Source organism: Acinetobacter sp. WZC-1, assembly GCF_052544965.1.
Genome location: NZ_CP199370.1, coordinates 2217797 through 2230062, shown reverse-complemented (window position 1 = coordinate 2230062; position 12266 = coordinate 2217797). Strand labels below are relative to the sequence as shown.

The following is a 12266-nucleotide window of genomic DNA, read 5'->3' as shown; positions in this document are numbered from 1 at the left end:
ATGTCCACACATTATTCTCTAAAAAAGCGACTGATCAGCTACACCAGTCTGTTCAGCCTTATATTGGGCTGTGTACTGGGAGGGGGAGCATACAAGATTTCACTGGAAGAAATTACCGAAATTCTGGATGCACAGATGGAATATATGGCAGAGCGGGTGGCGCTGGATGTCGAACCGGTACAGAGTCATTTTGATGTGCATAAACGCTATCATGAAGAAGATCTGTTTGTGGATGTCTGGGCCTATGCAGATCACAGTGATGTCAATCATGAACACCATTTGCTGGTCGGACCGAAACAAAAGGCGGGATTTTATCCGCATAAGACCGCACATAATGCATGGATTACCTATGTTTTGCCGGCTAAGGATTATCAGATTCAGATCAGCCAGCAACAGGTGGTCAGACAGCGGGTGGCGCTGGAACTGGCAGCCAGTATGTTTCTGCCTTACCTGGTGATTATGCCCTTTGCGCTATTTGGACTGATTCTGATTATTCGCCGCAGTTTAAAACCGCTGGAAGATTTTAAGTCTGAACTGGCGCAACGGGATTCCAGTTCACTTGCTGCCATTCAGCATGCCAGTTATCCGGAAGAGCTGGTGCCGACCATTAGTGAAATGAATCATTTGTTTGAACGTATTTCAGTTTCGCAGCAGGAACAGCAGCAATTTGTGGCAGATGCAGCACATGAGCTTCGCACGCCCATTACCGCATTGAATTTACAGGTCAAGATATTAATCAGCCAGTTTCCGGGAGAGCAGAACTTATTGAATCTGAGTAAGGGACTGGCACGTATACAGCATCTGGTGGCACAGTTGCTGGCGCTGGCAAAGCAGGATGTGAGCGTGAATTCCAGTCTGCAATTGTCTGAATTTAAGCTCAATGATGTGGTGCTGCATTGTGTTGAACAAATCATGAATATGGCTGTGGAAAAAGAAATTGACCTGGGGTTTGAGCGCAATATTCCAACGGATATGTACAGTATTGAACCGAGTATTCACTCCATTGTATTTAACCTGATTGACAATGCCATTAAATACACGCCGTTTTCAGGGATCGTCAATATTTCAGTGTTTAATGACCAGCATTTTGCCTATGTTCAGATTGAGGACAGTGGCCCGGGAATCGATTCTTCCATGTATGGTAAGGTGTTAAAACGTTTTTATCGGGTCCATCATCATCTGGAAACCGGCAGCGGCCTGGGGCTGTCCATTGTGGATAAAGCAATCCAGCATCTGGGCGGGGAATTGTTTCTGACCCGGAGTATTGAACTGGGCGGCCTGAGTGTATTGGTAAAACTCCCGCAAAAACTTCCAGGCTGAAGTCATTTGCCTGTCGGCCTGATGTATGGCGTGGTCTGACTGTTAGGCATTGATTGTATTGCCCAGATGGAATAGGGAAGTTGAACGGTTTAAAATGGCTGAATTATTGATTTCAGAATGAGATTTGTTCTTAAAAGACTTAAAACAATAGGATTTATATTACATTTTTATTTTTTCGAGACTGCAGATGACTGTCTTTGATGGTGCTTTCTGTGGAAAACCGGATAAAATCCAGCAGACTGTATAATGGTTTTTTGATTGGAATAAGATCGAACAAAGGCATAAACCGTGACATTCAATGCCCAGATGACCCACAGGGTCCATAGGTTGTGGCTCAGGAAATGAGCGCCGCGCATCATCTGTGCCCACCCCATTGCAAAGCCCAGTACAGCCCCTGCAATAAGATAAAACCTGGCCCGTGCCGGATACTGAAGACGATAGACAAAATAGCCGGTCATCAGTGCAAAACCACTGCTTGCATGTCCGCCGGGGAAGCAGTGTCCCTGTGTTGCAGAAAAATCCCAGATAAAACCGGTCGCTGTGGCATGTGTCATATTCCAGGGGCAGGCATGGGCCGCCTGTGATTTCAGCAGGCCGACCACGCAGGTTCCCAGTATACTGACCCAGAACATGTATCCATATTGCCAGCGTTGTGCACGGAATGTTTCAATTTTAAATGAAGCACACCACAACAGGAAAAACAGGCTGTACACAGCAATGACCAGGTCTTTGACTATGCGATGGTTGAGGGTGCTTAAATACCAGTTGTCCCGTTCAGGGAAAATACCTGATGCATTGACCCAGGGCTGAATCAGATATAGATCAACTGAACCACCGACAGGTACCACACTGAGCAGAATGATCATGCTGATCAGTAAAATAAAAATCTGTAGCGATAAAAAGCGGTTTTGAGCGGTCATTACAGTTTATAAAAAGATGAATACACAGCGATATTCTGGAGTGTCCGGCTTAAGAACCACTTAAAAACGGCTTAAAAAATGGGACCGGTGCGGAATGTTCCCAGTCCGGTAGGACGGCCTGCAATTTATTTTTAAATGCTGATGTCTGATGTGTAAAAGGATCGGGTTTTAAAAGGATGTAGTTTTTTCAGAAGTTTTAATTTTTCAAAGCATGCATTTTAAAAAAATATGCAATCAACCCGCTGTCATGCCATTGCCTGGAACCATGATCGCTGTAGATCAGGTACTTATATGGTCTTAAATTGAATGATCATTGCACCCAGGCGATCCAGGGCGCAGTGATCATTCAGGCTTTCAGAAACAGCTTAAAAAATAGCATCTTCTGAGTTTGCAGAAATCTTATGAATGGACAAATCTGCTCCACGGAATTCATCTTCCTGTGTCAGACGGATGCCCATGCTTATTTTTAAAATACCATATACCAGTAGTCCACCGGTCATGGCTATGACAATGGCGAGCAGGGTACCGATCAGCTGCGATATCATGGATACACCGCCAAGACCGCCGAGCCAGCTCTGACCAAAAAGACCGACAGCAATACCACCGAAGGCACCACAGACGCCATGCAGTGGCCATACGCCCAGTACATCGTCAATTTTCAGCCTGTTCTGGGTATAGGTGAACAGCCTGACAAAGGCGAACCCGGCAAAAGCACCAATGACCAGAGCACCGATCGGATGGACAATATCCGAACCTGCACAAATGGCCACCAATCCGGCCAGTGGACCATTATGCAGAAAGCCCGGGTCTTCCTTGCCAAAGAAATTTGCAGCAATGGTTCCGCCGACCATTGCCATCAGGGAGTTAATGGCAACCAGTCCTGAAATGGCATCCAGTCGCTGGGCACTCATAACGTTGAAACCAAACCAGCCGACAATCAGAATCCACGATCCCAGTGCCAGGAACGGAATTGAGGACGGTGGGTGTGCACTGACCCGACCATCTTTTTTATAGCGGCCGTAGCGTGCACCGAGTAATAACACCGCCACCAGGGCAATCCAGCCCCCCATGGCATGCACGACAACAGAACCGGCAAAGTCATGAAAACTGGCGCCAAAACTGGATTCCAGCCATTTTTGCAGGCCCAGATTGCCATTCCAGGCAATGCCTTCAAAAAATGGATAGACCAATGCAACCAGGAACAGGGTGGCAATGGCCTGAGTCCGCATTTTGGCACGTTCAGCAATACCGCCGGAAATAATGGCCGGTATGGCTGCCGCAAAAGTCAGCAGAAAAAAGCAGCGCATCAGGTTATAACCATGCTCATGCGCCAGTTCTGCACCACTATGGAAAAAGTGTTCACCGTATGCGATGTAATAACCAATAAAAAAATAGGCAATGGCAGAAAGAGAAAAATCGACCAGGATTTTACTCAGTGCATTGACCTGGTTTTTATGGCGGACAGTGCCCAACTCCAGAAATGCAAAGCCTGCGTGCATGGCCAATACCAGGATTGCGCCGAGTAGAAGAAAGAGTAGATCTGTATTTTGCATAGATGTTTATTTCTGGTGCCATGTGTTACAAATTGGGTCAAGTATAACGATCCATCTGCTGATGTGAAGCATTTTTGCATTGGGAAAAATTGATCATGCGATTTGAAAAATATGCATGACTCGATATAGCACAGTTTATGCACCATAACAGTTCTTGTGCACAATAATGATGCCGATCTGGAGCGGTGTTGACTGACGTGTTATAGCAGAAAAGCCAGAACAAATAACACTGCTCCGGCCTGTATGTGATTGAGTTTTTGTATATAATTTGGCTGAATGTGATTTACATGACCGGTGGTGTGTAGCTCAGGGTTCTGCCCAGAATCCATAGCAGGAACAGCACCAGCGGCAGATGTACTACCAGCTGAGTCACGGTAAAACCGATCACGTCCTTTGCTTTCAGTTTTAAGATGCCCAGCATGGGCAGCATAAAGAATGGGTTAATCAGATTAGGCAATGCTTCTGCTGCATTATAAATCTGTACCGACCAGCCCAGATGCACCTGCAGGTCATTCGCGGCCTGCATGACATAAGGTGCTTCAATAATCCATTTGCCGCCACCGGAAGGTACAAAGAACCCCAGTACTGCTGAGTAAATGCCCATGACAATGGCAAAGGTTTCCCTGGAAGCAATTGAGACAAAAAACTCTGCAATATAATGAGAGAGCGATAAACCCTCACTGTTTATGGCCTGAGTCATGATATAGGCAATACTGCCATATAACGGAAACTGAATCAGGATTCCCGAGACGGCCGGAACGGCCTTACTCACCGCATTCAGGAAATTACGTGGTGTCCGATGCAGGGCGAGTCCAAGCATTAAAAATACAAAGTTATAGGTGTTCAGGCTTGAAATGGCGATGATCGGATTGGTTTTTGAAAATTCAAGAATCATCCAGATCAGCCCCAGCAGCACGATAATAATCGTCAGCAGCGGAGAGTTCTCCAGCCAGTCACCCGGTCGGGTGGATGCGGTTTCGCTCTGTTCTTCATCATCAAAATCGAGGCTGAAATCCTGCATGGTTTTGACATTATCGCCTTTGGGTGCGGACCAATAGGCGATCAGCAGCGACACAACCACCAATACGGCGGTCATCACCAGCGATTGCCATAGGAAAATGGTTTCCGTAAAGGGAATGACACCGGTCAGCTTGTAAATGGATTCCGGCAGGCTGGCTTTATTGGCCTGTAATTGTGCCGCAGATGAACTGATGCCCAGTGCCCAGGTTGCCCCCATGCCAATAATGGCCGCCGCGGCAGCTGCACGATAATCCATATGCAGTTCTTTGCGTTTTGCCAGCGCAATCACCAACAGGGCGGTCAAAATGGTACTGACCGCCCAGTTGACCAGTGAAATCATCAGGCTGACCGCAGCCACCATCACAATTGCCCCACGTCCGGAGTCCGGGATGCGGGCCATTTTCTGAATCAGCTTTTTCACCGGGGCAGAGACAGAGACTACATAGCCGACAATAATCAGCATGGTCATTTGCAATGTGAATGGAATCAGACTCCAGAAACCGTTGCCAAATGAGCCGGCAACGTCCTGTATCGGTGCGCCCATAAAAATTGCGGCTATTGAAACAATAATCACACCAAGCAGGGCGAAAATATAGGAATCGGGGAACCATTTTTCTGACCACTGGCTGATGTGTAATGCGAAACGTTCCAGTCGTGCCGGTTGTTTATTCATAGTCAAAGTCCATTTTTAACTGATGATATCTGTCCATTGATCCATCATGGATTGATCGGGGGAAAGCTGTTGAAATCTTCGTAAGCGTTGTTGTCTCAGGATAAAAGCAGGACAGTTCTGATCTTGATCTTGTCCTGCGGGTTATGATGCATCAGATGATTAAATTCACACCTGTGGCGGCCTGAATCTGTTCATGTGTGACATGGTCTGCAAGTTCAACCAGATGAATGCCTTCAGGTAAAACATCCATGACACCCAGGTCGGTGATAATGCGGTGAACCACTTGCTGACCTGTCAGCGGCAAACTGCACTGGCTGACAATTTTGGGACTGCCGTCCTTTGCATTGTGTTCCATCAGCACCACAATTTTCTGGACGCCGACCACCAGGTCCATTGCACCGCCCATGCCTTTGACTTTTTTACCGGGAATCATCCAGTTGGCTAAATCGCCTTTTTCTGAAACCTCCATTGCGCCCAGAATGGCAATATTGACATGGCCGCCACGGATCATGGCAAAGGATTCACTGCTTGAGAAAAAAGCAGCGCCGGGGCGTGCGGTTACGGTTTGTTTTCCGGCATTAATCAGGTCGGCATCCACCGTTTCTTCGGTAGGAAATTCTCCAATGCCCAGCAAGCCATTTTCAGACTGTAGCCAGACGTCCATATTTTCAGGAATATAGTTGGCCACCAGTGTGGGCAAGCCAATACCCAGATTGACATAAAAGCCATCCTGAAGTTCCTGAGCGGCACGTTGTGCCATTTGTTCACGTGTCCATGCCATGACTGCGCCTCCTATGCCTATGCTTTCAGGGTTTTTTGTTCAATGCGTTTTTCAGGGGATGCATTGACCACGATCCGGTTGATATAAATGCCCGGCAGATGAATGCTGTCCGGATCCAGTTCACCGATTTCAACAATCTGTTCCACCTCAACAACGGTAATTTTCCCGGCCATTGCACATTCCGGGTTAAAGTTTTGTGCGGTTTTTCGGAAAATCAGGTTACCGGCTTTATCTGCCTTATAGGCCTTTATCAGCGCAACATCTGCGGTCAGTGATGTTTCCATAATATAAGTTTTATCACCAAACTCACGGTGCTCTTTGCCTTCAGCAATCAGCGTTCCCAGGCCTGTGCGGGTATAAAAAGCAGGAATTCCGGCACCGCCGGCACGTAATCTTTCTGCCAGCGTTCCCTGTGGGGTCAGTTCAACCTCCAGTTCCCCATTGAGATACTGGTGTTCAAACTCCTTATTTTCACCCACATAGGATGAAATCATTTTTTTGATTTGCCGGGTTTTTAACAACACACCCAATCCAAAGTCATCAACACCGGCATTGTTGGAAATACAGGTCAGCCCTGTAGCACCGGTCTGTTTTAAGGCCTGAATCAGAGCTTCGGGAATGCCGCTTAAACCAAAACCGCCTACAGCAAGGGTCTGGTTATCCTGAATGATATCCTGTAGCGCCTCTGTGGCGTTTGAATAGAGCTTGTTCATCTGTTCACCTGTAAAGTTCCCTGGTTTTTTTATTAGTAACACCCTGCAATGGTTTGAAGAAGTATAAAATTCAAAAGGATTGATGAGGAAAACTCATTAATGGTGGTGTGGTTTGGTGTTAACTGATTGAAAATAAATATATTCAAAAATGATCGGGTTTTAATGAAACAGAGGTTTTCATATATGACACGATGATTGTCGGAATAATCGCTGTTTTATTAACAACAGATGATTCACGACGGGATATCGGGCGAAAATATTGATGAATACATTTTATGGCTGAAAAGTGTGCTGAGACAGCATTTCAATAAACTGCGCTGAAATATTGGACAAAGCCAGGTCTTTTTTATATACAATGCCGACCGCATGATGAAGTGCTCCATCTTCAATTTCGATCAGAACATTATGTTGTTTATCAATAAAATGCTGGAAATGGCGTGGAATGATGCTGACGCCGATGCCCTGTGCAACGAAACTGGACAGTGAACTGATCTGATGACATTCCACTTTTAAATCCAGGGTCAGATTATTTTTCAGACAGTTCTGTTCGATCAAGTGCCGGAGAATGGAAGGGTGTTGCAGCGTGATAAAAGGATTGTCACACAGGCGTTTCCAGCTGATTGCCGTGGCTTGCGCCTGAGCATGACTGCGTGGCAGCAATGCCAGGAAATCTTCATCGAACAGGGGAATGAATTCCAGCTGATCGTTCAGGGCAGGCTCAAAGCAAATGCCAATTTCAAAGATACCATCCAGGACATTTTCGATAATTCTTTCATTGGGAATATCATGGATGGAAAAGCTGATGTTGGGGTGGTCTTTCAGAAAATGATTGACGACTTCAGGTAAAATTGCATGGGTGGCAAAGGGCATGGAGGCAATATTCAAAGTCCCGCGATTTAACCGGAATCTCTGTTTGACATCTTTTTCCATGTCTTCCCAGTTGGCCAGCAGTTTTCTGGCGTAGGGAATCAGCGATTTTCCCTCCTGAGTGATTTCCACACGGCGTGTGTTGCGTTTAAACAGTTTCCCACCCAACTCTTCTTCCAGTGATTTAATGCTCAGACTTAAGGCCGACTGGCTTAAATGTAATTCAGCAGATGCACTTGCATAATTGAGGGTGCGGACCAATGTCAGAAAAGCTTTCAGTTGCTTGAGGGTCATATAGGGAGCGCCTGGGAAAAGGGGTTGAGTCAATGGGTTCAGGGAAAACTGCTGATATCTGACATCCTTCAGGGCCTTTGATCAGGCAGGCGTGATGAAACAGACCCTTGACGCGTTGTCAGCAGATCTCATTGTAATTTATAAAAAAAAGCAGGGGATTGTTAGCCATTTTTTGTTAAGAATAATCGGCTGTCAACCCGCATCTCAGCCTATAAATAGGAATGATGGGTTGTGTAAATGATAATTTGAATGATTGGGATAAACATGATCCGGTTATTTTAGTTGCATGTTTTAATCAGATATTTGAATTATCTCCCGATAAAATCGACTGGTTTTATATTGATTAATGAGTTTATTTTAATAACTGATATATTTTTTTAAATAAACCGTTTCGGCAATAAAATATTATTTAAATTTATTTTTATTATCAATAAATTATCTTTCATTTTATTTTTGATAGCTTATGTTTTAACCCTGAATGAATATTTGAATTAAATTCATAATTAAAAATCATGTATATTAAAGAAATAACGATATATAATTTTCCAGCTGAATTTATGGTTAAGGATAATCTTTTATTGAATAGACTTCTTGCGAAAGTATCATCTTTAATGATTTGGGATATTGAGAATTCCTGAAAAATCATGGTTTATAGTTGTACAAATTCTGACTTTTGCAAGAGCTCTAATATTAACTGATCCGGGTGGGAAATCCGGAATGTATTCCCTGTAAGGGTAGGAAAAAGGAAAGGGTAGGAAAAGGAATATGTGGGATCTATTTGTTATTTTACTGTCGCTTGGACTGTTGATGTACACGGCTTATCGTGGGTTTTCCGTGATTCTTATGGCACCGATCTGTGCCTTACTGGCTGTTTTTTTAATGAATCCGGGCAATGTACTGCCATTTTATTCCGGTGTGTTCATGCCGAAAATGGTCAGCTTTATTAAGGATTATTTCCTGGTTTTCCTGTTGGGTGCCATTTTCGGTAAAGTGGTTGAAATGTCGGGTATTGCCGAATCCATTGCCCGAACCATTGTTCGGGTGATTGGTGCAAAAAATGCAACTTTAACCATTGTATTGCTGGGTGCCATTTTAACCTACAGCGGCGTCAGTCTGTTTGTTGCAGTGTTTGCCATTTATCCATTTGCCAATCAATTGTTCATGCAGGCCAATATTCCCAGACGTCTGATTCCGGCAACCATTGCCCTGGGAACATTTACATTTACCATGGATGCCTTACCGGGAACACCACAGATTCAGAATGTCATTCCGACCACGTTCTTTGGGACCAATATTTATGCCGCGCCGTGGCTTGGGATTATTGGTGCAATTTTTGTGCTGTGTATGGGCATGCTTTATCTGAGCATGCGCCGTCGTGCTGCGGTCAGGGCCGGTGAAGGCTATGCAGGATTTGCAGGTGAAACTGCTGAAAAATCGGTAGAAGTCAGCACTGAACGTGATGCTGTACAACTGCACAGTTCAGCCTCCCGCCAGCTACTGGCTTTTGTTCCGCTTATTCTGGTTGCGGTGATGAATAAATATTTATCCACCGCCATTAAGGAATGGTACCCGAATGGTTTCGACTTCAACGCAATTGGCCTGGCCAGTTATAGTATTGATGTGGCAAAAACAGGTTCAATCTGGGCTGTAGGTATGGCATTGGTGGTGGGTATTGCTGCGGCAATACTGTTTGACTATCAGCGGGTGATTGAAAAATTCAGGGAAGGTGTCAATGCCAGTATTGGCGGTGCGCTGCTGGCCGTGATGAATACTGCTTCTGAATATGGTTTTGGCGCGGTGATTGCTGCATTGCCGGGTTTTGCCCTGGTGAGCCATGCACTGGGCCATACTTTCAGCAATCCACTGGTCAATGGTGCACTGACCACCACCATCCTTTCAGGGATTACCGGTTCAGCCTCCGGTGGTATGAGTATTGCCCTGAGTGCGATGGCAGAACAATATAATGCGGCAATCCTGGCCGCGGGAATTCCGCCGGAAGTAATGCACCGTGTTGTCTCAATGGCATCCGGTGGTATGGACACCCTCCCGCACAATGGCGCAGTCATCACCTTGCTTGCGGTGACAGGATTAACACATAAACAATCCTATAAGGATATTTTTGCAATTACCATCATCAAAACCATTGCAGTATTTGTAGTGATTATTGCATTTACATGGTTTGGTATTGTCTGATTTTTATACGGCTGTTTTGTTTCATAGTCATCTGAAACCTATTGCCAGGTGAAATCTGAAGCTATTGGAGAGAACAAGTGAGTAAACAACTCGTAGCTAAAGTGGCATTTATTACCGGTTCAGCCAGCGGTATCGGTCTGGAAGTTGCAAAAAAATTTGCAACGGAAGGGGCGAAGGTGGTGATTTCGGATATGAATGCTGAAAAGTGTGAACAGGTTGTTGAACAATTGAAAAAAGGAGGTTTTGAGGCACTGTCTGCACCGTGTGATGTGTCAGATGAACAGGCGTATAAAGCAGCCATTGAATTAACGCAAAAAACTTTTGGTGGCCTGGATATCTTAATTAATAATGCAGGCTTTCAGCATGTTGCGGCCATTGAGGATTTTGAAACGGCTGTTTATCAGAAATTACTTCAGGTAATGCTGACGGGTTCATTCATTGGAATCAAGCATGCTTTTCCAATCATGAAAGCCAAAAAATATGGTCGGATTATTAATATGGCGTCCATTAACGGTTTGATTGGTTTTGCCGGGAAAGCAGGTTATAACAGTGCCAAGCACGGCGTGATCGGACTGACCAGAGTGGCCGCGCTGGAATGCGCGCACGATGGCATTACTGTCAATGCGTTGTGTCCGGGTTATGTAGACACACCACTGGTTCGTGGTCAGATTGCCGATCTGGCTAAAACCCGCAATGTCAGTGAACAAAGCGCACTGGAAGAGATCATCCTGGGCATGGTTCCACAAAAACGACTGCTGACGGTTGAAGAAATTGCCGATTATGCCATTTTCCTGGCCAGTGACAAGGCAGGCGGTGTGACTGGGCAGGCGGTGGTCATGGATGGTGGTTATACTGCACAATAAGCGTTGCCGTGTAATAACTGATCATGACTTGGAAGATGGTCTGCCCATCTGTAAATGAGGCTGATTGGTCCATCAACATCCTGATCCATAAACATCGCCCACAAAAAAGCCCACTTTTCTGTGGGCTTTTTAAATACTGGCTCTTCCACCTGGGCTCGAACCAGGGACCTGCGGATTAACAGTCCGTCGCTCTACCGACTGAGCTATGGAAGAATAGTGGCTCTCCAACCTGGGCTCGAACCAGGGACCTGCGGATTAACAGTCCGTCGCTCTACCGACTGAGCTATTGGAGAATCTGTGACGCATTTTAGGGATGAAAACTCAGGTCGTCAACACGTAAATATAAAGAAATGAACTATTTGCTTTAGAAATACCCGTTTAAGTTGCACAATTAAAAAAATCACCCGGATGGGTGATTTTTCAGGGACTACGGATCAATTATTTCTCTACGCCGGCTGCCTGACCTGCATATTTTGCATTTGCATAGTCCCAGTTCACCAGGTGTTCGGTGAAGGTGGAAATATATTTAGGACGGGCATTACGGAAGTCGATGTAGTAAGCATGTTCCCAGACATCGATAGTCAGAACAGCAACTTTACCGTGAGCAAGCGGGGTGTCTGCATTGGATGTTTTCAGAATGGAAAGTTCGCCGTTGACTTTGTCGGCAACCAACCATGCCCAGCCGGAACCAAATTGAGTGGTCGCAGCAGCAGCAAATTCTTCAGCAAATTTTTCATATGAACCGAAAGCTTCGTCAATTTTAGCAGCCAGAGCACCTGTTGCTTTACCGCCACCATTTGGAGTCATGCAGTTCCAGTAAAAGGTATGGTTCCAGATCTGAGCCGCATTGTTGAAAATACCTGCTTTAGACGCATCGCCAGCTGTAGTGGTGATGATTTCCTCCAGGGTTTTGCCTTCAAGATCTGTTCCCTTGATCAGGTTATTCAGATTGACCACATAAGTGTTATGGTGCTTATCGTGGTGAAACTCGAGGGTTTCTTTACTGATATGAGGAGCAAGATCTTCATAACCATAAGGAAGTGCAGGTAAAGTAATGGTTGTCATGTTC

The 12266-nt window shown here is 45.4% G+C and carries 10 protein-coding genes and 2 tRNA genes; 3 read left to right on the top strand and 9 right to left on the bottom strand.

All coding sequences use genetic code 11. The features are described 5' to 3' along the window. Positions 1–1320 (top strand): sensor histidine kinase, encoded by a 1320-nt coding sequence (locus tag ACT6PV_RS10255; protein ID WP_445116266.1) that lies wholly within the window; start codon positions 1–3, stop codon positions 1318–1320. A 167-nt stretch (positions 1321–1487) separates the two neighbouring features. On the opposite strand, the gene ACT6PV_RS10250 is transcribed toward ACT6PV_RS10255, so the two are convergent. The 6 genes from ACT6PV_RS10250 to ACT6PV_RS10225 all read right to left on the bottom strand — a co-directional run bounded on the left by ACT6PV_RS10250 (position 1488) and on the right by ACT6PV_RS10225 (position 8141). Then, a complete protein-coding gene (locus ACT6PV_RS10250) occupies positions 1488–2240 on the bottom strand; it encodes a phosphatase PAP2 family protein (RefSeq protein ID WP_445116265.1) in 753 nt (250 codons plus the stop codon). 365 nt (positions 2241–2605) lie between these two features. Next, positions 2606–3793: an ammonium transporter gene (locus ACT6PV_RS10245; RefSeq protein ID WP_445116264.1), complete on the bottom strand. Its 1188-nt coding sequence runs from the start codon at positions 3791–3793 to the stop codon at positions 2606–2608. 283 nt (positions 3794–4076) lie between these two features. Next, the gene (locus tag ACT6PV_RS10240) at positions 4077–5486 is read right to left on the bottom strand and encodes a short-chain fatty acid transporter (RefSeq protein ID WP_445116263.1); all 1410 of its coding nucleotides are present in this window, start codon (positions 5484–5486) and stop codon (positions 4077–4079) included. 151 nt (positions 5487–5637) lie between these two features. Next, a complete protein-coding gene (locus ACT6PV_RS10235) occupies positions 5638–6267 on the bottom strand; it encodes a CoA transferase subunit B (RefSeq protein WP_445116262.1) in 630 nt (209 codons plus the stop codon). A gap of 17 nt (positions 6268–6284) precedes the next feature. Further along, on the bottom strand, positions 6285–6980 hold the full coding sequence (locus ACT6PV_RS10230; RefSeq protein WP_445116261.1) for a CoA transferase subunit A: 696 nt from the start codon (positions 6978–6980) through the stop codon (positions 6285–6287). Positions 6981–7253: 273 nt separating this feature from the next. Next, positions 7254–8141 carry a LysR family transcriptional regulator gene (locus ACT6PV_RS10225; protein ID WP_445116260.1) on the bottom strand — a complete coding sequence of 296 codons (888 nt, stop codon included), beginning with the start codon at positions 8139–8141 and terminating at the stop codon, positions 7254–7256. A 765-nt stretch (positions 8142–8906) separates the two neighbouring features. Here ACT6PV_RS10225 and ACT6PV_RS10220 point away from each other — a divergent pair. Both ACT6PV_RS10220 and ACT6PV_RS10215 read left to right on the top strand, forming a co-directional pair. After that, positions 8907–10334, top strand: a complete 1428-nt coding sequence (locus ACT6PV_RS10220; RefSeq protein ID WP_445116259.1) for a GntP family permease — start codon at positions 8907–8909, stop codon at positions 10332–10334. A gap of 77 nt (positions 10335–10411) precedes the next feature. Further along, positions 10412–11197, top strand: a complete 786-nt coding sequence (locus ACT6PV_RS10215; protein ID WP_445116258.1) for a 3-hydroxybutyrate dehydrogenase — start codon at positions 10412–10414, stop codon at positions 11195–11197. A 137-nt stretch (positions 11198–11334) separates the two neighbouring features. On the opposite strand, the gene ACT6PV_RS10210 is transcribed toward ACT6PV_RS10215, so the two are convergent. From ACT6PV_RS10210 to ACT6PV_RS10200, 3 genes are all read right to left on the bottom strand, one after another. Continuing rightward, positions 11335–11410: transfer RNA gene (locus ACT6PV_RS10210), tRNA-Asn, on the bottom strand. Between the two features lie 4 nt (positions 11411–11414). Next, positions 11415–11490: transfer RNA gene (locus tag ACT6PV_RS10205), tRNA-Asn, on the bottom strand. Between the two features lie 145 nt (positions 11491–11635). After that, the gene (locus ACT6PV_RS10200; protein ID WP_445116257.1) at positions 11636–12262 is read right to left on the bottom strand and encodes a superoxide dismutase; all 627 of its coding nucleotides are present in this window, start codon (positions 12260–12262) and stop codon (positions 11636–11638) included. Positions 12263–12266 lie beyond the last annotated feature (4 nt).

What these genes read in the sequence shown, in the direction of transcription:
- ACT6PV_RS10245 (WP_445116264.1), bottom strand. Translation starts at nt 3,793, where the DNA reads ATGCAAAATACAGATCTACTCTTTCTTCTACTCGGCGCAATCCTGGTA.
- ACT6PV_RS10220 (WP_445116259.1), top strand. Translation starts at nt 8,907, where the DNA reads ATGTGGGATCTATTTGTTATTTTACTGTCGCTTGGACTGTTGATGTAC.
- ACT6PV_RS10230 (WP_445116261.1), bottom strand. Translation starts at nt 6,980, where the DNA reads ATGAACAAGCTCTATTCAAACGCCACAGAGGCGCTACAGGATATCATT.
- ACT6PV_RS10200 (WP_445116257.1), bottom strand. Translation starts at nt 12,262, where the DNA reads ATGACAACCATTACTTTACCTGCACTTCCTTATGGTTATGAAGATCTT.
- ACT6PV_RS10240 (WP_445116263.1), bottom strand. Translation starts at nt 5,486, where the DNA reads ATGAATAAACAACCGGCACGACTGGAACGTTTCGCATTACACATCAGC.
- ACT6PV_RS10235 (WP_445116262.1), bottom strand. Translation starts at nt 6,267, where the DNA reads ATGGCATGGACACGTGAACAAATGGCACAACGTGCCGCTCAGGAACTT.
- ACT6PV_RS10250 (WP_445116265.1), bottom strand. Translation starts at nt 2,240, where the DNA reads ATGACCGCTCAAAACCGCTTTTTATCGCTACAGATTTTTATTTTACTG.
- ACT6PV_RS10225 (WP_445116260.1), bottom strand. Translation starts at nt 8,141, where the DNA reads ATGACCCTCAAGCAACTGAAAGCTTTTCTGACATTGGTCCGCACCCTC.
- ACT6PV_RS10255 (WP_445116266.1), top strand. Translation starts at nt 1, where the DNA reads ATGTCCACACATTATTCTCTAAAAAAGCGACTGATCAGCTACACCAGT.